The following is a 22929-nucleotide window of genomic DNA, read 5'->3' as shown; positions in this document are numbered from 1 at the left end:
GTTCACAATTCCAGCGTAAATCAGTAACTCGTTGAATTTAAATAATAAAAGTTAATGTAAGCTTACAACATCCCGATTCGCTTGATCTTTCCATGCTTATTGTTCAAAGTTTGGCCTTTCATCTTCCTGAAAAAATGCGTAATATACGCCGCCTTGCAGACACAGTATGGCATCCCGACTTCATGCGTATTGGAAACCTTCAGCTGAGAAATCGATTGATTGCAGCGCCTATGGCCGGTATTACCGACAGGCCTTTCAGGACGCTCTGTCATGAGATGGGTGCAGGCATGGCGGTTTCTGAGATGCTGTCATCAAACCCTGAAGTTTGGGCGAGTGACAAATCTCGGTTACGTATGGTGCACAGCGATGAGCCAGGCATTCGTGCCGTACAAATTGCCGGTTGCGATCCCAGCGAAATGGCCCAAGCTGCACGTGTTAACGTTAATGCCGGTGCACAGGTCATTGACATTAATATGGGCTGCCCTGCAAAGAAAGTTAACCGTAAAATGGCGGGTTCGGCCTTACTGCAATACCCCGAGACAGTGGAATCTATCCTCTCCGCGGTGGTTAATGCAGTGGATGTGCCGGTAACGCTTAAAATTCGTACTGGTTGGGATCCTGAAAACAGGAACTGTGTCGCGATTGCCCAATTGGCTGAACGCTGTGGCATTCAAGCCCTGACGATACATGGCCGCACTCGTGCCTGCCTGTTCAACGGGGAAGCTGAATACGACAGCATTCGGACAGTTAAGCAGAGTGTCTCTATTCCGATTATCGCGAATGGAGACATAACTGACCCGCATAAAGCCCGAGCGGTGCTCGACTACACCGGAGCCGATGCTCTGATGATAGGACGTGCTGCTCAGGGAAGACCGTGGATCTTCCGGGAAATCCAGCATTATCTGGACACTGGGGAGCTGCTTGCTCCGCTGCCCTTGGCAGAGGTGAAGCGCTTGCTTGTTTCGCATATACGTGAGCTGCACGACTTTTACGGTTCAGGCAAAGGATACCGTATAGCGCGAAAGCACGTCTCTTGGTATCTCCAGGAGCATGCCCCGAATGACCAGTTTCGGCGCACATTCAACGCCATTGAGGATGCCAGCGAACAGCTGGAGGCGTTGGAGGCATACTTCGAAAATCTTGCGTAACGAAATAAAGAGCTGAAAGAACTATGTTCGAACAACGCGTAAATTCTGACGTACTGACTGTTTCTACCGTTAACTCACAAGATCAGGTAACGCAAAAGCCGTTACGTGATTCGGTAAAACAAGCACTGAAGAACTATTTTGCTCAACTGAATGGTCAAGACGTTAGTGACCTGTATGAGCTGGTTTTGGCTGAAGTCGAGCAGCCTCTGTTGGACATGGTGATGCAGTATACCCGTGGCAACCAGACTCGCGCTGCCTTGATGATGGGTATCAACCGCGGTACGCTGCGTAAGAAATTGAAAAAATACGGTATGAACTGATTTTTAGTTCAGCCTGCTAATCACGCCAACCTTCGGGTTGGCGTTTTTATTTGTGCTTTATGCAACAAAGCCAAATAAAAACGCGTGAAACGATCAAGCGCCTAATGGTAACGAGTGTTGCAATCGCAAACGTAATATTTTCTCATCGCCTTGCTTGCCTCCCCTTTCTGTTTCTTCCCCTATGTTGCCGCTTATTGCGCGGTCTATGAGCTTTTGTGATCCCTCCCGACCTTATTAGCAACAAGTCCTGTCTGTACATTTTATCCTGAGGCTCTTCTCACACTGCTTCCATATAGTGAAACTAATTGCACTAAATGTGATCGAGTCGGCTCGCTATGCTTCCTTTTGGTGCGCGATATTAGCGGAACTTTCTAAGTGCTTCGGAGTATTAATAGATCTTTCTAAGGAATTCATGATTCTGCAAACCTGGCATCAGCTTTGCAAAGTCGTGAATGGCTGACTGCCGCAGACAGGAAAAAACGCACAAAAAAGTGCGCAATACATAACAACACGATTCCGCCACACAGGATGCTTTATGAAAAAGATGATGCTCTCCACTTTGGTCGCTGCTGCTTCTCTCTTTGCTGTTGCTCAGCAAGCGCATGCAGGAACCACATTGGATGCGATTAAAAAGAAAGGGTTTGTTCAGTGCGGTATCAGTGACGGCCTGCCGGGCTTTTCCTACGCTGATTCCAACGGCAAATTCACGGGAATTGATGTCGACGTCTGCCGTGCAGCGGCGGCGGCAGTCTTTGGGGATTCCACTAAAGTGAAATATACCCCGCTGACGGCTAAAGAGCGCTTCACAGCGCTGCAATCAGGTGAAGTGGATATCCTTTCACGTAATACGACCTGGACCTCCGCGCGTGATGGCGGCATGGGCTTTTTGTTTGCTGGTGTGAATTATTATGATGGCATCGGCTTCCTGACACATCAGAAAGCGGGTCTCAAAAGCGCTAAAGAGCTGGATGGCGCTACCGTATGTATTCAGGCAGGCACCGATACCGAGCTGAACGTGGCGGACTTCTTTAAAGCCAATAAAATGCAGTACACACCTGTCACCTTTGATCGTTCTGACGAATCAGCTAAAGCGCTCGACAGCGGCCGCTGCGATACGCTGGCTTCTGATCAGTCTCAGCTCTATGCATTGCGCATTAAGCTGGGTAAACCAGACGAATTCATCGTGCTTCCTGAAGTCATTTCAAAAGAGCCGTTGGGACCGGTGGTACGCCGTGGTGATGATGACTGGTTCACCATCGTGAAATGGTCGCTTTACGCAATGCTAAATGCTGAAGAGATGGGCATCACTTCTAAAAACGTTGATCAGATGACGGCCAAACCTACCACGCCGGATATGGCGCACTTGCTGGGTGCTGAAGGCGACTTTGGCAAGGATTTGAAGCTTGATAACAAATGGGCTTACAACATCATTAAGCAGGTTGGTAACTATCAGGAAAGTTTTGACCGTAACGTTGGTAAAGACAGTGCGCTGAAAATCGCACGTGGTCAGAATGCGCTTTGGAACAACGGCGGTATTCAATACGCGCCACCGGTACGTTAATTACACCTCGCCAATCGGGCACCGTATTCTTCGGTGCCCCACCAAAGCTTTTGTCATTGAGGTTTCAACATGTCGCAACGCCCAATCGTGAAAAGGGATTTTTCATTCGGTAATCCCAAAGTTCGCGCCTGGCTTTACCAAACAATCGCGATAGTAGCGGTCATTGCGGTGGTGGGGTATCTCATCCACAACACAGTGATCAACCTGTCTAATCGTGGGATAACATCCGGTTTTGGTTTTCTGGAACGTAATGCTGGCTTCGGTATCGTCCAACATCTTATTGCTTATACAGAAGCAGATACCTATGCGCGTGTCTTTCTGGTTGGTTTAACTAACACTCTGCTGGTCTCCGCCCTTTGCATCGTGTTTGCCTCTTTTTTAGGTTTTTTTATTGGCCTTGCTCGCCTGTCTGAAAACTGGCTGCTGCGTAAAATCTCTAATATCTATATCGAGACCTTCCGTAATATTCCGCCACTGCTGCAAATTTTCTTTTGGTATTTTGCCGTGTTGCGTAATTTGCCGGGACCGCGCCAGGCATTAAGTGCATTTGATATGGCTTTTGTTAGTAATCGAGGTTTATACGTTCCCTGGCCTACGTACGCAGCGGGAACCTGGCCTTTTGTTATCGCATTGCTGCTAGCCGTTGCCGCTAGCTATGGGATGTTTCGTTTTAATCGAACGCATCAGCGCAAAACCGGCCAATTGCGTCGTACCTGGCCCGTAGCGATCGCTATGCTAGTCATTTTTCCATTCATTGCACATTTGGGATTTGGGGCCGCTACCCATTGGGATTTACCACAACTGCGTGGATTTAACTTCCGCGGTGGCTTCGTGATGATTCCTGAACTGGCCGCGTTAACGCTGGCATTGTCGATTTATACATCGTCATTTATCGCTGAAGTTATACGCTCTGGTATTCAGTCAGTACCGTATGGACAGCATGAGGCTGCGCGTTCGCTAGGCTTACCGCATCCAGTCACGTTACGTCAGGTCATTATTCCACAGGCGATGCGCGTCATCATTCCACCGCTGACCAGCCAATACCTCAACATAGTGAAAAACTCCTCTCTGGCCGCAGCTATCGGTTATCCCGATATGGTGTCGTTGTTTGCCGGGACCGTGCTCAACCAAACTGGCCAGGCGATCGAGACCATTGCGATAACTATGGGCGTTTACCTGATTATCAGCTTGTTGATTTCATTATTGATGAACCTCTACAACCGCAAAATTGCGCTGGTTGAGCGTTAAGAGAACGGGATAACTATGTCTGTTACTACACATGAAACACCGCCCGTACCTACCACGCCAATAAGTCGCGCCTGGAGTTGGGCACGTAAGAATCTGTTTTCAGGTTGGGTGAACTCCCTGCTTACCCTCTTTTGCATCTGGGTGATGTGGAGTGTGATTCCACCGGCATTGAATTGGTTAATCTTTCAGGCTAACTGGTTTGGCACAACCCGTGCTGACTGCACGAAAGAAGGCGCATGTTGGGTATTTATCCATTCGCGCTTTGGTCAGTTTATGTATGGGCTTTACCCACATGAGCAGCGCTGGCGTATTAACCTGACGCTGATTATTGGCCTGCTTTCAATTGTTCCGATGTTCATCAAGAATTTGCCATACAGAGGGCGCTATATCGCTGCTTGGGCGGTTACTTATCCCATTATCGTCTGGTTCATGTTGTATGGTGGATATTTTGGTCTTGAGCGCGTGGAAACGCGTCAATGGGGTGGTTTAACGCTAACGTTAATTATCGCTGCTGTTGGGATCGCCGGTGCATTGCCATTGGGTATTTTGTTAGCGCTAGGACGCCGTTCACACATGCCAGTTGTACGCTCGCTTTCAGTAATATTTATTGAATTCTGGCGTGGTGTTCCGCTAATTACTGTGCTGTTTATGTCTTCGGTGATGTTGCCGCTGTTCATGGCCGAGGGCACCACTATCGATAAGTTAGTGCGCGCATTGGTTGGCGTCATACTTTTCCAATCGGCTTATGTCGCAGAAGTGGTAAGAGGCGGGTTACAAGCGCTGCCGAAAGGCCAATATGAAGCTGCGGAGTCGCTGGCGTTAGGATACTGGAAGACTCAGATGCTGGTTATATTACCTCAAGCATTGAAGCTAACTATTCCCGGCCTGGTGAATACTATTATTGCGCTATTTAAAGACACTAGCCTGGTAATCATTATTGGCCTTTTCGATCTCTTCAGCAGCGTTCAGCAGGCAACTGTCGATCCAGCATGGCTAGGCATGTCCACTGAAGGCTACGTATTTGCCGCGCTTGTTTATTGGATTTTTTGTTTCAGCATGTCGCGTTATAGCCAGTATCTGGAAAAGCGCTTTCACACCGGGCGTAAATCGCACTGAGGTTTTTAAATGACACAAATTATCACTCCATCTGCCAATGCTATGATGATTACGCTCGAAAATGTGAATAAATGGTACGGACAATTTCATGTTCTCAAAGATATTAATCTTCATGTAAAACCGCGTGAGCGCATTGTATTATGCGGCCCTTCCGGTTCAGGTAAGTCGACGACTATTCGTTGTATCAATCATTTAGAAGAACATCAGCAAGGTCGAATTGTGGTAGATGGCATCCATCTCAACGATGATGTCCGCAATATTGAGAAAGTTCGAACAGAAGTGGGTATGGTATTTCAGCACTTCAATTTATTTCCCCATCTGACAGTTTTGCAGAACTGTACGTTGGCTCCTTCATGGGTACGTAAAATGCCAAAGAAGGAAGCTGACGAGCTGGCTATGCATTATCTGGAGCGAGTCCGTATTGCCGAGCATGCCCACAAATTTCCGGGTCAGCTTTCAGGTGGTCAGCAACAGCGTGTAGCCATTGCTCGCTCTCTGTGTATGAAACCGAAAATTATGCTTTTTGATGAACCTACCTCAGCACTCGATCCCGAAATGGTAAAAGAGGTACTCGATACCATGATCGGTTTGGCTGAAGATGGTATGACAATGCTATGCGTCACGCATGAGATGGGGTTTGCTCGTACCGTGGCTGATCGAGTGATCTTTATGGATCGTGGTGAAATCGTTGAGGTTGCTCCACCGCAGGAGTTCTTTGCGAACCCTAAATCGGAACGCACGCGCGCTTTCCTGTCGCAGGTTATCCATTAACAGGATGACAATTATGCCGTTCACACCCGGCCACGCGCCGGGTTTTTTATATGTATTTTTGCGGTGTCTCGATCACGTCAATCTTTCCATCCCATTGATTAAATAGACGTTATTTTACCGTGGAATTTATAGACGCAAGGACAGGAAAGGATTAAAAATGTTGTTTTTATTAACGTACAAAACGAAAAAAGCCCTTTGCAGATGCAAAGGGCTTTTTCTTATTTGATGCCTGGCAGTTCCCTACTCTCGCATGGGGAGACCCCACACTACCATCGGCGCTACGGCGTTTCACTTCTGAGTTCGGCATGGGGTCAGGTGGGACCACCGCGCTACAGCCGCCAGGCAAATTCTTTAAAATCGAACTCATGCTTATACTACTGGTGCTGATACCCAGAGTCGAACTGGGGACCTCACCCTTACCAAGGGTGCGCTCTACCAACTGAGCCATATCAGCACACTAAATTTGATGCCTGGCAGTTCCCTACTCTCGCATGGGGAGACCCCACACTACCATCGGCGCTACGGCGTTTCACTTCTGAGTTCGGCATGGGGTCAGGTGGGACCACCGCGCTACAGCCGCCAGGCAAATTCTGTTATCCCGCGCCGCTTCTGCCGCGCAGGTGTATCCGGTGAACAAGCTGAAATTTCTCTGTCTCTCAACCAAAACGCCTCTGGCGTTGTAAGGTTAAGCCTCACGGGTCATTAGTACCGGTTAGCTCAACGCATCGCTGCGCTTACACACCCGGCCTATCAACGTCGTAGTCTTCAACGTCCCTTCAGGACCCTCAAGGGGTCAGGGAAAACTCATCTCGGGGCAAGTTTCGTGCTTAGATGCTTTCAGCACTTATCTTTTCCGCACTTAGCTACCGGGCAGTGCCACTGGCGTGACAACCCGAACACCAGCGGTGCGTTCACTCCGGTCCTCTCGTACTAGGAGCAACCCCCTCAGTTTTCCAGCGCCCACGGCAGATAGGGACCGAACTGTCTCACGACGTTCTAAACCCAGCTCGCGTACCACTTTAAACGGCGAACAGCCGTACCCTTGGGACCTACTTCAGCCCCAGGATGTGATGAGCCGACATCGAGGTGCCAAACACCGCCGTCGATATGAACTCTTGGGCGGTATCAGCCTGTTATCCCCGGAGTACCTTTTATCCGTTGAGCGATGGCCCTTCCATTCAGAACCACCGGATCACTATGACCTGCTTTCGCACCTGCTCGAGCCGTCACTCTCGCAGTCAAGCCAGCTTATGCCATTGCACTAACCTCACGATGTCCGACCGTGATTAGCTGACCTTCGTGCTCCTCCGTTACTCTTTAGGAGGAGACCGCCCCAGTCAAACTACCCACCAGACACTGTCCGCAGCCCGGATTACGGGCCTACGTTAGAACATCAAGCATTAAAGGGTGGTATTTCAAGGTTGGCTCCACGCGGACTGGCGTCCGCGCTTCAAAGCCTCCCACCTATCCTACACATCAAGGCTCAAGGTTCAGTGTCAAGCTGTAGTAAAGGTTCACGGGGTCTTTCCGTCTTGCCGCGGGTACACTGCATCTTCACAGCGAGTTCAATTTCACTGAGTCTCGGGTGGAGACAGCCTGGCCATCATTACGCCATTCGTGCAGGTCGGAACTTACCCGACAAGGAATTTCGCTACCTTAGGACCGTTATAGTTACGGCCGCCGTTTACCGGGGCTTCGATCAAGAGCTTCTCCTTGCGGATAACCCCATCAATTAACCTTCCGGCACCGGGCAGGCGTCACACCGTATACGTCCACTTTCGTGTTTGCACAGTGCTGTGTTTTTAATAAACAGTTGCAGCCAGCTGGTATCTTCGACTGGCTTCAGCTCCGGGAGCAAGTCCCTTCACCTACGCGCCAGCGTGCCTTCTCCCGAAGTTACGGCACCATTTTGCCTAGTTCCTTCACCCGAGTTCTCTCAAGCGCCTTGGTATTCTCTACCTGACCACCTGTGTCGGTTTGGGGTACGATTTTGTGTTACCTGATGCTTAGAGGCTTTTCCTGGAAGCAGGGTATCAGTTACTTCAGCACCGTAGTGCCTCGTCATCACGCCTCAGCCTTGAGGCCGTCCGGATTTACCTGGACTGCCAGCCTACACGCTTAAACCGGGACAACCGTCGCCCGGCTAACCTAACCTTCTCCGTCCCCCCTTCGCAGTAACACCAAGTACAGGAATATTAACCTGTTTCCCATCGACTACGCCTTTCGGCCTCGCCTTAGGGGTCGACTCACCCTGCTCCGATTAACGTTGAACAGGAACCCTTGGTCTTCCGGCGAGCGGGCTTTTCACCCGCTTTATCGTTACTTATGTCAGCATTCGCACTTCTGATACCTCCAGCAGACCTCACAGTCCACCTTCGACGGCTTACAGAACGCTCCCCTACCCAACAGCGCTTACGCGCCGCTGCCGCAGCTTCGGTGCATGGTTTAGCCCCGTTACATCTTCCGCGCAGGCCGACTCGACCAGTGAGCTATTACGCTTTCTTTAAATGATGGCTGCTTCTAAGCCAACATCCTGGCTGTCTGTGCCTTCCCACATCGTTTCCCACTTAACCATGACTTTGGGACCTTAGCTGGCGGTCTGGGTTGTTTCCCTCTTCACGACGGACGTTAGCACCCGCCGTGTGTCTCCCGTGATAACATTCTCCGGTATTCGTAGTTTGCATCGGGTTGGTAAGCCGGGATGGCCCCCTAGCCGAAACAGTGCTCTACCCCCGGAGATGAGTTCACGAGGCGCTACCTAAATAGCTTTCGGGGAGAACCAGCTATCTCCCGGTTTGATTGGCCTTTCACCCCCAGCCACAAGTCATCCGCTAATTTTTCAACATTAGTCGGTTCGGTCCTCCAGTTAGTGTTACCCAACCTTCAACCTGCCCATGGCTAGATCACCGGGTTTCGGGTCTATACCCTGCAACTTAACGCCCAGTTAAGACTCGGTTTCCCTGCGGCTCCCCTATACGGTTAACCTTGCTACAGAATATAAGTCGCTGACCCATTATACAAAAGGTACGCAGTCACCCCATAAAAGAGGCTCCCACTGCTTGTACGTACACGGTTTCAGGTTCTGTTTCACTCCCTCGCCGGGGTTCTTTTCGCCTTTCCCTCACGGTACTGGTTCACTATCGGTCAGTCAGGAGTATTTAGCCTTGGAGGATGGTCCCCCCATATTCAGACAGGATACCACGTGTCCCGCCTTACTCATCGAGCTCACAGCTTGTGCACTTTTGTGTACGGGACTATCACCCTGTACCGTCGGACTTTCCAGACCGTTCCACTAATGCACAAGCTGATTCAGGCTCTGGGCTGCTCCCCGTTCGCTCGCCGCTACTGGGGGAATCTCGGTTGATTTCTTTTCCTCTGGGTACTTAGATGTTTCAGTTCCCCAGGTTCGCCTCGCAACACTATGTATTCATGTTGCGATGATGCACTGAGTGCACCGGGTTTCCCCATTCGGACATCGACGGCTGTAGCGGTTCATATCACCTTACCGTCGCTTTACGCAGATTAGCACGTCCTTCATCGCCTCTGACTGCCAGGGCATCCACCGTGTACGCTTAGTCGCTTAACCTCACAACCCACAGGCGTTTTGCAACGCTGCGTGCTGCAAGCATTTGAGAGACTCGAACGCGTCGCCTGTGCACCCCTTATTACGGAGGGATGCGGCGCGCGTCGTTTCAATTTTCAGCTTGTTCCGGATTGTTAAAGAGCAATATCTCAAACACGGCTGAAAAGCCGGCTTTGAGATATTTTGTGGAGACACCTTTCACCTGTCACCAAGCAAGTGGCGTCCCCTAGGGGATTCGAACCCCTGTTACCGCCGTGAAAGGGCAGTGTCCTAACCGCTAGACGAAGGGGACACAAAGGTGTGTCACGACTTCGCAGCCGTCTTGCTCATTACTTTTCTATCAGACAATCTGTGTGAGCACTTCGCGGGAAGGTATCTTCAGGTAAGGAGGTGATCCAACCGCAGGTTCCCCTACGGTTACCTTGTTACGACTTCACCCCAGTCATGAATCACAAAGTGGTAAGCGCCCTCCCGAAGGTTAAGCTACCTACTTCTTTTGCAACCCACTCCCATGGTGTGACGGGCGGTGTGTACAAGGCCCGGGAACGTATTCACCGTGGCATTCTGATCCACGATTACTAGCGATTCCGACTTCACGGAGTCGAGTTGCAGACTCCGATCCGGACTACGACGCACTTTGTGAGGTCCGCTTGCTCTCGCGAGGTCGCTTCTCTTTGTATGCGCCATTGTAGCACGTGTGTAGCCCTACTCGTAAGGGCCATGATGACTTGACGTCATCCCCACCTTCCTCCGGTTTATCACCGGCAGTCTCCTTTGAGTTCCCGACCGAATCGCTGGCAACAAAGGATAAGGGTTGCGCTCGTTGCGGGACTTAACCCAACATTTCACAACACGAGCTGACGACAGCCATGCAGCACCTGTCTCAGAGTTCCCGAAGGCACCAAAGCATCTCTGCTAAGTTCTCTGGATGTCAAGAGTAGGTAAGGTTCTTCGCGTTGCATCGAATTAAACCACATGCTCCACCGCTTGTGCGGGCCCCCGTCAATTCATTTGAGTTTTAACCTTGCGGCCGTACTCCCCAGGCGGTCGACTTAACGCGTTAGCTCCGGAAGCCACGCCTCAAGGGCACAACCTCCAAGTCGACATCGTTTACGGCGTGGACTACCAGGGTATCTAATCCTGTTTGCTCCCCACGCTTTCGCACCTGAGCGTCAGTCTTCGTCCAGGGGGCCGCCTTCGCCACCGGTATTCCTCCAGATCTCTACGCATTTCACCGCTACACCTGGAATTCTACCCCCTCTACGAGACTCAAGCCTGCCAGTTTCAAATGCAGTTCCCGGGTTGAGCCCGGGGATTTCACATCTGACTTAACAGACCGCCTGCGTGCGCTTTACGCCCAGTAATTCCGATTAACGCTTGCACCCTCCGTATTACCGCGGCTGCTGGCACGGAGTTAGCCGGTGCTTCTTCTGCGGGTAACGTCAATCGACGCGGTTATTAACCGCATCGCCTTCCTCCCCGCTGAAAGTACTTTACAACCCGAAGGCCTTCTTCATACACGCGGCATGGCTGCATCAGGCTTGCGCCCATTGTGCAATATTCCCCACTGCTGCCTCCCGTAGGAGTCTGGACCGTGTCTCAGTTCCAGTGTGGCTGGTCATCCTCTCAGACCAGCTAGGGATCGTCGCCTAGGTGGGCCATTACCCCGCCTACTAGCTAATCCCATCTGGGCACATCCGATGGTGTGAGGCCCGAAGGTCCCCCACTTTGGTCTTGCGACGTTATGCGGTATTAGCTACCGTTTCCAGTAGTTATCCCCCTCCATCGGGCAGTTTCCCAGACATTACTCACCCGTCCGCCACTCGTCACCCAAAGAGCAAGCTCTCCTGTGCTACCGTCCGACTTGCATGTGTTAGGCCTGCCGCCAGCGTTCAATCTGAGCCATGATCAAACTCTTCAATTTAAGTTTGATTTGCTTAAACAAGTTAAGCGGTGCTCATCTGTAAAACGTCATAATGAATTTCATTATGTGTTCACTCGTGAGGCTTGATATTTTTTACGTCCGGAGACGCTGATATCCATCCTGCGAGTGCCCACACAGATTGTCTGATAAATTGTTAAAGAGCAGTGCGAACAGCGGCTTAGCCGGTCTGTCGCGAGGTGGCGTATATTACGCTTCTCTCCTTCAGAGTCAACCTCTTTTTCAGAAGCTTTTCTCCGGCGACGCAGTTTCCTGTGTCTCCTGAACCGCCATCCCGTTGCCGGTTTGCCGTGTCAGTGGAGGCGCATTATAGGGATCCAATTTCTTAGCACAAGCCTTTTTCTGGATCTTTTTTCTAAGTGGCGAGAAAACATTCATATTGATGAGATCGTCATCGATCTCAGGCAGAATCCCCTTGCCTGCCGCTCAAAATCACACCAGGCTGCAAAGAAACTAAGTAAAGGAGAGCTTTTATGTCATCAGCCTTACGTCCTTACAAACGCCTTTATCCACAGCTGGGCCAGCGCGTAATGATAGATCCGACCAGCGTTGTCGTTGGGGATGTCATCATGTCGGATGATGTTAGTATTTGGCCCTTGGTTGCTATTCGTGGAGATGTGAATCAAGTGCGTATTGGTGCCCGTACTAACATACAGGACGGCAGCGTTCTGCACGTCACTCATAAATCAGCATCAAATCCCGAAGGTTACCCTCTAATAATTGGTGAAGATGTCACGGTTGGGCATAAAGCAATGCTACACGGCTGCACTATAGGTAATCGTGTTTTGGTTGGGATGGGGTCTATTTTGTTGGATGCGGTCGTTGTAGAAGATGATGTGATGATTGGTGCAGGAAGCTTGGTGCCTCCAGGTAAACGTCTCGAAAGCGGTTATCTATATTTAGGAAGTCCGGTAAAACAGATTCGACCGCTTAACGAAAAGGAAATTGAAGGGCTGCTCTATTCGGCTAATAATTATGTCGGATGGAAAGATGACTATTTGACAGAAAGCCAAACCCAACCCTGAACATCAACTTCATCTCGACGAATACAGCGTTCGGCTTCTTCTTCCAGATCCCAGCGGTGGTTGCTAAAAAGCGTCATCGCTTCCTCGTCGCCAAACCGTTGATGTAACGCCTCTGTATGGATGGCACAGGTCAGCCCCATGCCATTAACTAATACAGGAAAACAAATAGCGTTTAAATTCGGATCGAGATGTTCTCGATCGGGAAATTGAATCGCCTGATTCATAGCTCTAGCTCTCTTTTCAAAGATTCAATTACTGGCGCGGTATCAGGCATAACGCCATGCCATAAATGAAAGGCATGTGCCGCTTGTCCCACCAGCATGCCCAGACCGTCGGCTAAATGAAGTGCACCAAACTGTTGGCACCAATATAAGAACGGCGTTTGCCCAGACTGATAAAACATGTCATAGCAGCGTAAGCTGGGATGCACTAACGAAACAGGTAAGGGTGGAGTATGCCCATCAACGCCACTAGACGTAGCATTAATGATGAGTTCGAACGCTTTGCCTTCTAATTCATCAAAGCTACAAGTATTGATTGCACCGCTGTGTTTAAAGAGATTTGCTAATTCATCTGCTCGCGAGCGCGTACGATTAGTCACGGTTAATGCAATGCCCAAAGAAAGTAAGGGTAGAATTACGCCACGTGCAGCGCCGCCTGCCCCGACCAGAAGAACTCTGTCTCCCGGCTTAATCATCGAGAGACGTTCGAGATCGCTCAATAAACCAATACCATCAGTATTGTCGCCGAGGATAGTGCCATCTTTGCGCTTCTTTAATGTATTCACTGCGCCGGAAAGGGCTGCCCGCTCGCTAAGCTCGTCTGCCAATTTCCACGCCTGCTGCTTAAAAGGCAGGGTGACATTTGCCCCTACGCCTTCTTGAGCAAAGAACTCAGCGATTTCCTGCGGAAATCCATCTAGCGGAGCACAAATACGGCCGTAGCGATGTTCTATTCCCGTCTGTTGGGCAAAGGCTTGGTGAATGAATGGTGACTTACTGTGGCTAACAGGGTTACCAAAAACAGCATAGTTATTCATAAATTATCCCTGTCGTATGAGATCACCGGTGATGACGTCGCGAATTTCGGAAGGATTTTGCCTCCCACCGGTTAATCCCGGGAGGACAGGAAAGTCATTACCAAACTGCAATTTTACTTCTTCTATTGTGCGGCAAGGCGGTTGCCCCGAAAGATTAGCGCTGGTTGAAACTAAAGGTTTACCAAATGCGCGGCATAATGCTTGTACATCAGGATGATCACTGACTCGTATCGCCAATGAATCAAATTTTCCCGTTAACCAACGGGGAGTATGCGGCGGAGCCGGCACAACAAATGTTACTGGTCCAGGCCAGCAGGCAAACATCCGCTCTCGCTGGATGACTGAAAGCTCTCGATCGGACACATAGGGTTCTAATTGCGCATATTCAGAAGCAATCAGGATCAATCCTTTTTCGACGGGTCTTTGTTTAAGAGCTAATAACGCCATTACTGCACTTTCATTATCCGGATCGCACCCCAGCCCAAAAACAGCTTCAGTAGGATAGGCGATTACGGCGTGACGTTTAAGGTGACCTACGCAATCATTTAACGAAGTAGAAAGATCTTGGTTATGCATGTTGAACTCTTAATTCTCTTGAGCGATAGCTTTGCCGCAACTTTTACTGGCACAGAACAGCTTTACGCCCTGCGCAGTTTTTTCTCAACTAATAACGGAAACTGGCAATATGGACACACACCTGCAATTGGGGTGAGATTTACTGCAAATTGACAGGCCGGATAACGATCGCAGGCATGAAACGTTTTGCCGAAGCGCGATCGGCGCTGTACAAGCTTGCCTTTCTGACACTGAGGACAATCAATCGTAGTCTCATCTGGTTTGTCGATGGTTTCCGTATAAGCGCATTCGGGATAATGGCTGCAACCGATAAACATACCGTAGCGCCCTTGGCGCAGCACTTTATCTGCTCCACAATCCGGGCAAGCATGCCCCTCCAACACTTTAACGATATGGCCATCAGCCTGATTTTTCAGTGGGCGGATATAATCGCAAGCAGGATAATTTGCGCAGCCAAGAAAAGGTCCATGTTTGCCAGAACGAATAACAAGTTCTGCCCCGCAAGCGGGGCAGGGATCCTGTTTTCGCACAGCGAAGAGTGCAGTTTTACTCATAACGATAGAGATGTATGAAAAGGAATTTAATGCAGCATACCTTCATTGACGTCGAATAGCAGTTCTTCCATCTGCTGATAAGCGTTTTCACATCCAGGTATATTAAACAAAACCATTAATATTACCCACTTAAGGTCCTCAAGATCGAAGTCTGGAGTATCAAGCGCCATGACACGTTCAATGACCATTTCACGTGTTTCCAAATTCAAAACTTGAATTTGTTCCAAAAATAACAGGAAACCACGGCTTTCAGCATCTAAACGTTTGCTCTCTTCATCTGTATAGATACGCATGGAGAGCGGATCATTTGTCAGTAAAATTGGCGCAACCAGCCCTTCTTGATAGTCCGCCAACTTCTCTAACCAGTTCAACGCATTATAAATATCTTCACGATGAAAACCGGCATCCGTCAAGTCATCTGTCAATCTGTCCTGATCAACACCCATTTCTGCTTCGTTGTGGATATATGTCTCAAACAAGTACATGAGTACGTCGAACATGGCATGCCCTCCTCAATCGGACATAGCCGCCGGGTACAGCTGCGATCCATCCTGCTAACTCCAGTTCCAGCAACTGAGCTGAGATAACTGGCACAGGTTGGCCGGCACGTTCAGCGACAACGTCAACAGGTGTAACCTCATCACCTACGTTAGCCAACACATCGGCAAATGGCAATGGAGCATGAACATTGTCATCACAATATATTTCATCTGATTTTGTAACAGGTAACCAGTTAAGCGCACTGCCCAAATCTTCGAGAATATTATTGGGGTGCGCCACTAACATTGCGCCTTGTTGGATTAGCCAATTTGTACCTTCGCTGCTGGGATTACCCAATGACCCGGGCAAAGCATATACGTTACGATTTTGCTCAAGGGCATAACGTGCGGTAACAAGTGAACCGCTCTTGAGTGAGGCTTCAACCACTAACACACCTTGGCTCAGGCCACTGATAATACGATTACGTCGAGGGAAATGGGTGGCGTTAGGTGGTGCATTTAGCGGGAATTCTGAGATAATCGCCCCACCTTTTTCTACGATTTCTTCAGCGAGTGCGAAATGAGATTTCGGATAGAGGTGCTTCAAACCACTACCCAATACTGCCACCGTTTTGCCTTCGACATTAAGTGCAGCATGATGTGCAACGCCATCAATGCCACGGGCTAACCCACTCGTTATAGTCAAACCACTTAACGCCAATTGTTGAGTAAACCATTCGCACCAGTGTCGTCCATAATGTGAGCAATTACGGCTCCCGACCACAGCCAACTGCGGTGTATTTAGAGCTGCAGGATCACCCTTGATATAAATAAGCGGCGGGAAGCGATCAGTCTCAGTAAGCAAAGCGGGGTAATGGTCATCAAGCGCCGTAAGGAAATGGTGTTTGCGATGACTGGCGAGCCATGCCTGTAGCTCTTTGAAATTAGCCTGCTGGAAACTATTGAATTGTTGTCGTTGGCGCTCATCAAATTTAAGCTGAGACAAATGTTTAGCGACATCACCCCCGCTTAAAAGCAGGTTTGCGGCTTCAAGCCAACGCTTACCAACCATTCCGCTAACAGCGGCTAATTGTAGACATAACGCCATCTTTTCCATTTTTTAGCATCCATTTTCGCTGAGGCTTCCTGCGGTGGAATGCTGTCAATCATGCCCCAAAAAGTCTACAATATGAGGTAGTAATCTTTACTTAACCGAATACAGATCTGGAAATTTATGTCAGTTTTGCAGGTATTACATTTCCCTGACGAGCGTCTGCGCAAAATCGCCGCGCCAGTTAAAGAAGTTAACGCAGATATTCAGCGTATCGTGGATGATATGTTTGAAACGATGTACGCCGAAGAAGGCATTGGGCTGGCCGCTACGCAAGTCGATATTCATCAACGCATTATAGTGATTGATGTTTCTGAAAGCCGTGAAGAACGCTTGGTGCTGATTAATCCCGAGTTGCTGGAAAAAAGTGGCGAAACGGGAATTGAAGAAGGTTGTCTCTCTATACCCGATCAACGCGCTTTCGTACCGCGTGCTGAGCGTGTAAAAATTCGTGCGCTCGATCGCGATGGTAATAGCTTTGAGCTGGAAACCGGTGATTTGTTGGCAATCTGTATCCAGCATGAAATTGATCACCTGGACGGCAAACTTTTTATTGATTATCTGTCGCCGTTGAAGCGTCAGCGAATCAAAATGAAATTAGAGAAGCTGGCGCGTCAAAACACGCGAGAATCTTAAGCTCTTTAGAAGGGATAAATGTGTCTGCCCCATTAAAAATAATCTTCGCTGGCACACCTGACTTTGCAGCGCGTCATCTTGACGCGCTGCTCGCTTCTGAGCATCAGGTAGTGGCTGTATTTACACAGCCCGATCGCCCTGCAGGCCGCGGTAATAAATTGACGCCTAGTCCGGTAAAGGTTTTGGCTCAGTCAAACGACATTCCAGTCTTCCAACCTAAATCATTACGCCCTGAAGAGAGTCAGCAGTTGGTTGCCAATCTTCAGGCAGATATTATGGTTGTCGTTGCCTATGGTTTGATCCTGCCAAAAGCGGTTCTTGATATGCCACGATTAGGATGCATTAACGTGCACGGCTCGCTACTCCTCGCTGGCGTGGTGCAGCACCCATTCAGCGTGCGCTGTGGGCTGGAGATAACGAAACGGGTGTCACTATCATGCAGATGGATGTCGGCCTGGATACCGGCGATATGCTGTATAAGCTTGCCTGCCCTGTCACCGCTGAAGATACCAGTGCAACGCTTTATAACAAACTTGCACAGCTTGGGCCGCAAGGATTACTGGATACGCTGTCGCAGCTTGCTGATGGCCGTGCGCATCCAGAAAAGCAGGATGAAGCATTAGCCAATTATGCAGAGAAATTGAGTAAAGAAGAGGCGCGTCTTAACTGGCAGCTCCCCGCGATGCAACTTGAGCGCTGCATTCGCGCTTTCAATCCATGGCCAATGAGTTTTTTCAACATTGATGATCAGCCAATTAAAGTCTGGCAAGCAAGCGTGCTTCCGCATGCTGATAAGCAACCCGGTGAAATCATCCAGGCTGATAAGCAAGGTATACAAATAGCGACAGCAGAGGGCGTGCTCAATTTGCTCCAGCTTCAACCTGCTGGGAAAAAGCCAATGTCTGCACAAGATCTTCTCAACTCGCGCCGTGAATGGTTTGAACCTGGAACTATTCTGGCCTGACCCTTTAGCCCGGTAATCACCGGGCTTTTTGTTTGATGACAAAAACCTATGAACAAAAATACCAATCTACGTAGCCTTTCAGCCCAGCTTATCGAACGTGTTGTCGATAAAGGTGAATCACTCAATACCGTATTGCCTCAGGCACAAAAAAACTGTCCGATAAAGACAGCGCACTAGTGCAAGAAATTTGCTTCGGTGTACTACGCACTTTGCCACAGCTTGAAGCCTTGATTGGTAAATTAATGGAACGCCCCTGACGGGTAAACAACGCGTTTTACATTATTTGATCATGGTTGGATTGTATCAATTACTCTACACACGCATACCTGCTCACGCTGTTTTGGCAGAAACTGTTGCGGGTGCAGAAGTTTTAAAACGTGGTAGCTTGAAAGGCTTATTGAATGGCGTGCTTCGCCAGTTTCAGCGACAGCAGGATGCATTGCTTGCCAGTATAAAAGAGGGTCCACAGCGCTACCTCCATCCTGGATGGCTACTGAAGCGTTTGCAAATTGCCTGGCCTACACAATGGCAACAAATTGTTGAAGCAAACAACGTTCGTCCGCCAATGTGGCTACGCGTAAACCAGCAACATCATTCTCGTGATAGCTGGCTTGCTTTATTAGCTGAAACTCAAAAAACAGCCTTTATAGATGCTGAAGTGCCTGAGGCTTTGCGACTCGAAACCCCTACGTCTGTGACCCAATTGCCAGGCTTCGATCAAGGCTGGGTAACAGTTCAAGATGTTTCAGCTCAACGCTGCGCTTTATTGCTTGAGCCTAAAAATGGTGAATACATTCTCGATCTCTGTGCAGCACCGGGTGGAAAAACCACTCATATTTTAGAAATCGCACCTGAAGCTCGGGTGCTTGCAGTGGATATTGATGCACAGCGTCTGGTGCGCGTGCATGAAAATTTACAACGGCTAGGGATGAAGGCTGAAGTGAAGCAAGGCGATGGTCGCTCTCCCCAAGATTGGTGTGGCGATGAACTGTTTGATCGCATTTTACTTGATGCGCCTTGTTCAGCGACTGGTGTAATTCGTCGACATCCAGATATTAGTGGCTGCGCCGCGAACGCGATATTGCCGAACTAGCCAAACTTCAATCTGAGATCATTGAAGCTATTTGGTCCCAGCTCAAACCCGGCGGAACGCTATTGTATGCGACATGTTCCATACTCCCGGATGAAAATCAGCTGCAGATAAGCGCATTTCTGGAACGCCATAATGATGCTGTCGCGTGCTCACTTTTTGGTGCGCCTGAAACAGGCTTGCAAGTATTTCCAACTGTCGATGGTGGCGATGGTTTCTTCTACGCTAAGCTTGTGAAGAAACCTGAGGTAAATTGAAATGAGCATTCTTAATCGATGAAAATCATTATTCTTGGTGCCGGTCAGGTAGGTGGCACACTGGCAGAGAACCTGGTCGGCGAAAATAACGACATAACGGTAGTTGATACCGATTCAACGCGTCTACGTCAGTTACAAGATAAGTTTGATCTGCGTGTTGTTCAGGGCCATGGTTCTCATCCGCGTATTTTACGCGAAGCCGGTGCCGAGGATGCTGACATGTTGGTTGCTGTCACTAACTCTGACGAGACCAATATGGTTGCCTGCCAAATCGCCTATTCACTTTTCAATACGCCTAACCGTATTGCTCGTATCCGTGCTGCTGATTATTTGCGTGATGCGGATAAATTATTTATTCCAGAAGCCGTGCCCATTGACCACCTTATCTCTCCAGAGCAATTAGTGATCGATAATATTTATCGATTAATTCAGTATCCTGGCGCGCTGCAAGTCGTTAATTTTGCTGAAGGGAAAGTGAGTCTTGCCGTAGTAAAAGCTTACTATGGTGGGCCTTTAGTCGGGAATCCACTTTCTATCCTACGCGAACATATGCCGCACATTGATACGCGTGTCGCCGCCATTTTTCGTCAGGATCGCCCTATCCGCCCGCAAGGTTCAACCATTGTAGAAGCGGGCGATGAAGTGTTTTTTATAGCGGCCAGTCAAAATATTCGTGCTGTTATGAGCGAAATGCAGCGGCTCGAAAAGCCTTATAAGCGCATCATGCTTGTTGGTGGTGGAAACATTGGTTTTGGTTTAGCCCAAAGACTTGAGAAAAATTACAGCGTCAAATTAATAGAGCGCAATCCACAACGCGCTGCAGAACTGGCAGAGCGTCTTGAGGATACTATCGTGTTTTATGGTGATGCTTCTGACCAAGAGTTGCTGGCAGAAGAACATGTTGAACAAGTTGACTTGTTTATCGCTGTTACCAATGACGATGAAGCTAATATCATGTCTGCGATGCTCGCGAAAAAGATGGGCGCGAAGAAAGTCATGGTATTGATACAACGTCGTGCTTATGTCGATTTAGTGCAAGGAAGCGTTATTGATATTGCGATATCACCACAGCAAGCAACTATATCTGCCCTGCTGGGCCATGTGCGCAAAGCTGATATCGTAGGCGTTTCATCTTTACGCCGTGGTATTGCCGAGGCAATAGAAGCCATAGCCCACGGTGATGAAACAACATCACGTGTCGTTGGGCGTCCAATTGATGATATTAAACTGCCACCTGGTACTATTATTGGTGCCATAGTACGTGGCGATGATGTCATGATTGCTAATGACAATCTGCGTATAGAACAAGGCGATCATGTCATCATGTTTTTGACAGATAAAAAGTTTGTTCCTGATGTTGAACGGCTATTCCAGCCTAGCCCTTTCTTTTTATAGAAGAAATGAACGTTAAAATACTAACTCAAGATAATTCTGCTAATTGCGCATCGATGATGGCAAATACAGGAAGCTTTGTTAGACTTTAGGTCATTGGCCAGGGCAAGGAGAGAAGAATGAGTTTATTCAAAGAGTTTCGTGATTTTGCAATGCGTGGAAACGTGGTTGATCTCGCGGTAGGTGTGATCATCGGTGCAGCATTCGGCAAAATCGTTTCATCTTTAGTCGCAAACATAATTATGCCACCACTAGGATTGCTGATTGGTGGCGTTGATTTTAAATCATTTAGCTGGGTGCTCAAACCTGCAGAAGGAGAGACGCCGGCAGTAATAATACAGTATGGTATTTTCATTCAGACAGTTTTTGATTTCATTATTGTTGCCTTCGCGATTTTTATGGCTATTAAATTGATGAACAAACTGCACAAGAAAAAGAAGTTGAAAAACCAGCTGCAAAACCGAGTAATGAAGAGGTTCTGCTCACTGAGATTCGTGATTTGCTTAAACAGCAAAATACAAAAATCTAAAATAGGCCGCCAACGAGGCGGCTTTTTTATAGTTTAAAGAAGGGCAGTGATAAATTTTGGATTTATCACTGCCCTCCCAAATATTTTCCTTATTAGATTTTTCTTTGCGCTTAAAGCTGCCTTTCCCTTTACGCTGTTGCACAATACGTTGACGGTACAGCGGATCGTGAAGCAATGCTTCAATAGCATTGTCTCTAATTATCCCTTTGGTATGTTTATAACCACTCATATATTCTCCTGTAATGTATTCCTGTTTTGTATCTCGCAATGTAACACAGCCTAACTTTCATTCAACACTGGACCACGTTCTAACGCTTCCAGAATTGAGCAGGCAACACTTGTATGACTATCACCGCAACATGCTTCTGATAAATGAAGGAGCGATTGCTGCATTACTTTTAACTCAGCCATCATTTTATTAACTTCATTAAGCCTTTTTTCAACTATGGCTTTTGATTCCTGGCAGGTGTGTTTAGCAGGTTCGACTCGAATAGAAAGCAACTCTCTGATTGATTCGAGGCTAAAACCTAACTGGCGGCCATAGCGAATAAATTTTAAACGTTGAAGATCGCTACTGCTATAAAGTCTAAAACCACCCTCCGTTCGAATCTCATGATCCATCATATGTTGCTTCTCGTAAAAGCGAATCGTATCTGGCGTAACATCCGCTAGCTTTGCAAGCTGACCAATACGGTACATTTAATTCTCCCCAAGCGTTGGCGAATGGATTTTCCATATTCGCTATGAAGAAAGTCTGTATTCATTCCCGCTTGATGAAGTTTAAATTCTAACAACATTAGGTACTTACAATGATCTGAATATTGAGGATCGTCAGGATCGAGTTGCTGGAGAAGATCGTTGATTTCTATAGCCTGACGGCGTATTTCAAGCTCTGGCGGTAAAAAGCCTGAATTTTTAAGCAGCCGATAGCCCGCTCGGAGTTCTGAAGGTACGTGACTATCATCATCGAGCTCGAGAGGTTTACCCTCCCGGGAAGATGACTAAGTTCACCTTTATCCTGTGCTGCTTTTATATGCTGCTCAGCAAGTTGATCGAGTAACCACATAAGTGCCTCCAAAATCGCATGATGATCAGAATAGTTAATTTGCTTAACGATAGGCAATAAAAAACCCGCCGAAGCGGGTTCTTTACGTTGCTACAGATTACTCTGCAACAGCTTCTGCTTGAGCTTCTGGACGATCAACCAGCTCGATGTATGCCATCGGAGCGTTGTCACCAGCGCGGAAGCCACACTTCAGAATACGAGTGTAACCACCGGCACGGCTCGCGAAACGCGGGCCCAGTTCATTAAACAGTTTTGCCACGATCTCGTTATCACGAGTACGGGCGAATGCCAGACGACGATTAGCTACGTTGTCGGTCTTGGCAAGAGTAATCAGCGGCTCAACTACGCGGCGCAACTCTTTGGCTTTCGGCAGAGTCGTCTTGATGATCTCATGACGAACCAAAGAGCCAGCCATGTTGCGAAACATAGCCTGACGATGGCTGCTGTTGCGGTTCAGTTGACGACCACTCTTACGATGGCGCATGACCTTATCCTTCTCAGTGAAACCTTAACCTGTGATCC

Annotated in this window: 17 protein-coding genes, 2 tRNA genes, 4 rRNA genes and 5 pseudogenes; 12 read left to right on the top strand and 16 right to left on the bottom strand. The window is 48.5% G+C overall.

The annotated features are described in order from the left end of the window. The first annotated feature begins 182 nt into the window (after nt 1-182). From dusB to KQP84_RS05045, 6 genes are all read left to right on the top strand, one after another. Nucleotides 183-1148: a tRNA dihydrouridine synthase DusB gene (gene dusB, locus KQP84_RS05070; protein ID WP_215848212.1), complete on the top strand. Its 966-nt coding sequence runs from the start codon at nt 183-185 to the stop codon at nt 1146-1148. Between the two features lie 23 nt (nt 1149-1171). After that, a complete protein-coding gene (gene fis, locus KQP84_RS05065; RefSeq protein ID WP_003855228.1) occupies nt 1172-1468 on the top strand; it encodes a DNA-binding transcriptional regulator Fis in 297 nt (98 codons plus the stop codon). Nucleotides 1469-2003: 535 nt separating this feature from the next. Beyond that, nucleotides 2004-3029 (top strand): amino acid ABC transporter substrate-binding protein, encoded by a 1026-nt coding sequence (locus tag KQP84_RS05060; protein WP_215845444.1) that lies wholly within the window; start codon nt 2004-2006, stop codon nt 3027-3029. Nucleotides 3030-3098: 69 nt separating this feature from the next. Next, nucleotides 3099-4277, top strand: coding sequence for an amino acid ABC transporter permease (locus tag KQP84_RS05055; RefSeq protein WP_215845443.1), 1179 nt, complete (start codon nt 3099-3101; stop codon nt 4275-4277). 15 nt (nt 4278-4292) lie between these two features. Next, complete coding sequence (locus tag KQP84_RS05050) at nt 4293-5393, top strand: amino acid ABC transporter permease (protein ID WP_215845442.1); 1101 nt, start codon at nt 4293-4295, stop codon at nt 5391-5393. A 9-nt stretch (nt 5394-5402) separates the two neighbouring features. Then, a complete protein-coding gene (locus KQP84_RS05045) occupies nt 5403-6164 on the top strand; it encodes an amino acid ABC transporter ATP-binding protein (RefSeq protein ID WP_279234001.1) in 762 nt (253 codons plus the stop codon). A 227-nt stretch (nt 6165-6391) separates the two neighbouring features. Here KQP84_RS05045 and rrf (KQP84_RS05040) read toward each other — a convergent pair. From rrf (KQP84_RS05040) to KQP84_RS05015, 6 genes are all read right to left on the bottom strand, one after another. Next, nucleotides 6392-6507 (bottom strand): 5S ribosomal RNA (gene rrf, locus KQP84_RS05040). Nucleotides 6508-6542: 35 nt separating this feature from the next. Then, nucleotides 6543-6618, bottom strand: a tRNA-Thr gene (locus tag KQP84_RS05035). 14 nt (nt 6619-6632) lie between these two features. Further along, nucleotides 6633-6748, bottom strand: a 5S ribosomal RNA gene (gene rrf, locus KQP84_RS05030). 97 nt (nt 6749-6845) lie between these two features. Then, nucleotides 6846-9750 (bottom strand): 23S ribosomal RNA (locus KQP84_RS05025). 214 nt (nt 9751-9964) lie between these two features. Then, nucleotides 9965-10039, bottom strand: a tRNA-Glu gene (locus tag KQP84_RS05020). A gap of 91 nt (nt 10040-10130) precedes the next feature. Next, nucleotides 10131-11671: ribosomal RNA gene (locus tag KQP84_RS05015) — 16S ribosomal RNA — on the bottom strand. Together the 16S, 23S and 5S rRNA genes with 2 tRNA genes alongside form the textbook arrangement of a ribosomal RNA operon. A gap of 491 nt (nt 11672-12162) precedes the next feature. On the opposite strand from KQP84_RS05015, the gene KQP84_RS05010 reads away from it, so the two are divergent. After that, nucleotides 12163-12714 carry a gamma carbonic anhydrase family protein gene (locus KQP84_RS05010; RefSeq protein WP_215845441.1) on the top strand — a complete coding sequence of 184 codons (552 nt, stop codon included), beginning with the start codon at nt 12163-12165 and terminating at the stop codon, nt 12712-12714. Here KQP84_RS05010 and KQP84_RS05005 read toward each other — a convergent pair. From KQP84_RS05005 to dprA, 6 genes and pseudogenes are all read right to left on the bottom strand, one after another. Next, nucleotides 12684-12938, bottom strand: a complete 255-nt coding sequence (locus tag KQP84_RS05005; protein ID WP_215845440.1) for a DUF1488 family protein — start codon at nt 12936-12938, stop codon at nt 12684-12686. The genes KQP84_RS05010 and KQP84_RS05005 overlap by 31 nt on opposite strands. Then, nucleotides 12935-13753, bottom strand: a complete 819-nt coding sequence (aroE, locus tag KQP84_RS05000; RefSeq protein ID WP_215845439.1) for a shikimate dehydrogenase — start codon at nt 13751-13753, stop codon at nt 12935-12937. Before aroE ends, KQP84_RS05005 begins: the two co-directional genes overlap by 4 nt. Before the next feature lie 3 nt (nt 13754-13756). After that, nucleotides 13757-14329, bottom strand: a complete 573-nt coding sequence (gene tsaC / locus KQP84_RS04995) for an L-threonylcarbamoyladenylate synthase type 1 TsaC (protein ID WP_215845438.1) — start codon at nt 14327-14329, stop codon at nt 13757-13759. A gap of 9 nt (nt 14330-14338) precedes the next feature. Then, nucleotides 14339-14883, bottom strand: a pseudogene (locus tag KQP84_RS04990) (DNA topoisomerase family protein). Nucleotides 14884-14909: 26 nt separating this feature from the next. Further along, complete coding sequence (gene smg / locus KQP84_RS04985; protein ID WP_215845437.1) at nt 14910-15383, bottom strand: DUF494 family protein Smg; 474 nt, start codon at nt 15381-15383, stop codon at nt 14910-14912. Continuing rightward, complete coding sequence (dprA, locus tag KQP84_RS04980) at nt 15355-16479, bottom strand: DNA-protecting protein DprA (protein WP_215845436.1); 1125 nt, start codon at nt 16477-16479, stop codon at nt 15355-15357. Before dprA ends, smg begins: the two co-directional genes overlap by 29 nt. A 117-nt stretch (nt 16480-16596) precedes the next feature. On the opposite strand from dprA, the gene def reads away from it, so the two are divergent. From def to mscL, 5 genes and pseudogenes are all read left to right on the top strand, one after another. Further along, complete coding sequence (def, locus tag KQP84_RS04975) at nt 16597-17109, top strand: peptide deformylase (RefSeq protein WP_215845435.1); 513 nt, start codon at nt 16597-16599, stop codon at nt 17107-17109. Nucleotides 17110-17129: 20 nt separating this feature from the next. After that, a pseudogene (fmt, locus tag KQP84_RS04970) lies at nt 17130-18073 on the top strand (methionyl-tRNA formyltransferase). Between the two features lie 48 nt (nt 18074-18121). Beyond that, nucleotides 18122-19420, top strand: a pseudogene (rsmB, locus tag KQP84_RS04965) (16S rRNA (cytosine(967)-C(5))-methyltransferase RsmB). 18 nt (nt 19421-19438) lie between these two features. Continuing rightward, complete coding sequence (gene trkA, locus KQP84_RS04960) at nt 19439-20815, top strand: Trk system potassium transporter TrkA (RefSeq protein ID WP_215845434.1); 1377 nt, start codon at nt 19439-19441, stop codon at nt 20813-20815. A 116-nt stretch (nt 20816-20931) separates the two neighbouring features. Then, nucleotides 20932-21341: pseudogene (gene mscL / locus KQP84_RS04955) on the top strand (large-conductance mechanosensitive channel protein MscL). On the opposite strand, the gene KQP84_RS04950 reads toward mscL, so the two are convergent. From KQP84_RS04950 to rplQ, 4 genes and pseudogenes are all read right to left on the bottom strand, one after another. Further along, complete coding sequence (locus KQP84_RS04950; RefSeq protein ID WP_215845432.1) at nt 21316-21570, bottom strand: alternative ribosome-rescue factor A; 255 nt, start codon at nt 21568-21570, stop codon at nt 21316-21318. The pseudogene mscL and the gene KQP84_RS04950 sit on opposite strands and share 26 nt — an antisense overlap. A gap of 50 nt (nt 21571-21620) precedes the next feature. Then, nucleotides 21621-22040, bottom strand: coding sequence for a Zn(2+)-responsive transcriptional regulator (zntR, locus tag KQP84_RS04945; protein ID WP_215845431.1), 420 nt, complete (start codon nt 22038-22040; stop codon nt 21621-21623). Continuing rightward, nucleotides 22010-22407, bottom strand: a pseudogene (locus KQP84_RS04940) (DnaJ family domain-containing protein). The gene zntR and the pseudogene KQP84_RS04940 overlap by 31 nt, the downstream one beginning before the upstream one ends. A gap of 97 nt (nt 22408-22504) precedes the next feature. Continuing rightward, entirely contained in the window at nt 22505-22891 is a 387-nt protein-coding gene (gene rplQ, locus KQP84_RS04935; RefSeq protein ID WP_215845430.1) for a 50S ribosomal protein L17, read from the bottom strand. Nucleotides 22892-22929 lie beyond the last annotated feature (38 nt).

It is taken from the genome of Candidatus Pantoea bituminis (genome assembly GCF_018842675.1).
Taxonomy (GTDB): domain Bacteria; phylum Pseudomonadota; class Gammaproteobacteria; order Enterobacterales; family Enterobacteriaceae; genus Pantoea; species Pantoea phytostimulans.
The sequence above is the reverse complement of the archived record's forward strand: the minus strand, read 5'-3'. Positions and strand labels throughout refer to the sequence as shown.

What these genes read in the sequence shown, in the direction of transcription:
- KQP84_RS05005 (WP_215845440.1), bottom strand. Translation starts at nt 12,938, where the DNA reads ATGAATCAGGCGATTCAATTTCCCGATCGAGAACATCTCGATCCGAAT.
- trkA (WP_215845434.1), top strand. Translation starts at nt 19,439, where the DNA reads ATGAAAATCATTATTCTTGGTGCCGGTCAGGTAGGTGGCACACTGGCA.
- KQP84_RS05050 (WP_215845442.1), top strand. Translation starts at nt 4,293, where the DNA reads ATGTCTGTTACTACACATGAAACACCGCCCGTACCTACCACGCCAATA.
- rplQ (WP_215845430.1), bottom strand. Translation starts at nt 22,891, where the DNA reads ATGCGCCATCGTAAGAGTGGTCGTCAACTGAACCGCAACAGCAGCCAT.
- KQP84_RS05010 (WP_215845441.1), top strand. Translation starts at nt 12,163, where the DNA reads ATGTCATCAGCCTTACGTCCTTACAAACGCCTTTATCCACAGCTGGGC.
- zntR (WP_215845431.1), bottom strand. Translation starts at nt 22,040, where the DNA reads ATGTACCGTATTGGTCAGCTTGCAAAGCTAGCGGATGTTACGCCAGAT.
- dprA (WP_215845436.1), bottom strand. Translation starts at nt 16,479, where the DNA reads ATGGAAAAGATGGCGTTATGTCTACAATTAGCCGCTGTTAGCGGAATG.
- dusB (WP_215848212.1), top strand. Translation starts at nt 183, where the DNA reads ATGCGTATTGGAAACCTTCAGCTGAGAAATCGATTGATTGCAGCGCCT.
- tsaC (WP_215845438.1), bottom strand. Translation starts at nt 14,329, where the DNA reads ATGCATAACCAAGATCTTTCTACTTCGTTAAATGATTGCGTAGGTCAC.
- smg (WP_215845437.1), bottom strand. Translation starts at nt 15,383, where the DNA reads ATGTTCGACGTACTCATGTACTTGTTTGAGACATATATCCACAACGAA.
- fis (WP_003855228.1), top strand. Translation starts at nt 1,172, where the DNA reads ATGTTCGAACAACGCGTAAATTCTGACGTACTGACTGTTTCTACCGTT.
- KQP84_RS05045 (WP_279234001.1), top strand. Translation starts at nt 5,403, where the DNA reads ATGACACAAATTATCACTCCATCTGCCAATGCTATGATGATTACGCTC.
- KQP84_RS04950 (WP_215845432.1), bottom strand. Translation starts at nt 21,570, where the DNA reads ATGAGTGGTTATAAACATACCAAAGGGATAATTAGAGACAATGCTATT.
- KQP84_RS05060 (WP_215845444.1), top strand. Translation starts at nt 2,004, where the DNA reads ATGAAAAAGATGATGCTCTCCACTTTGGTCGCTGCTGCTTCTCTCTTT.
- aroE (WP_215845439.1), bottom strand. Translation starts at nt 13,753, where the DNA reads ATGAATAACTATGCTGTTTTTGGTAACCCTGTTAGCCACAGTAAGTCA.
- KQP84_RS05055 (WP_215845443.1), top strand. Translation starts at nt 3,099, where the DNA reads ATGTCGCAACGCCCAATCGTGAAAAGGGATTTTTCATTCGGTAATCCC.
- def (WP_215845435.1), top strand. Translation starts at nt 16,597, where the DNA reads ATGTCAGTTTTGCAGGTATTACATTTCCCTGACGAGCGTCTGCGCAAA.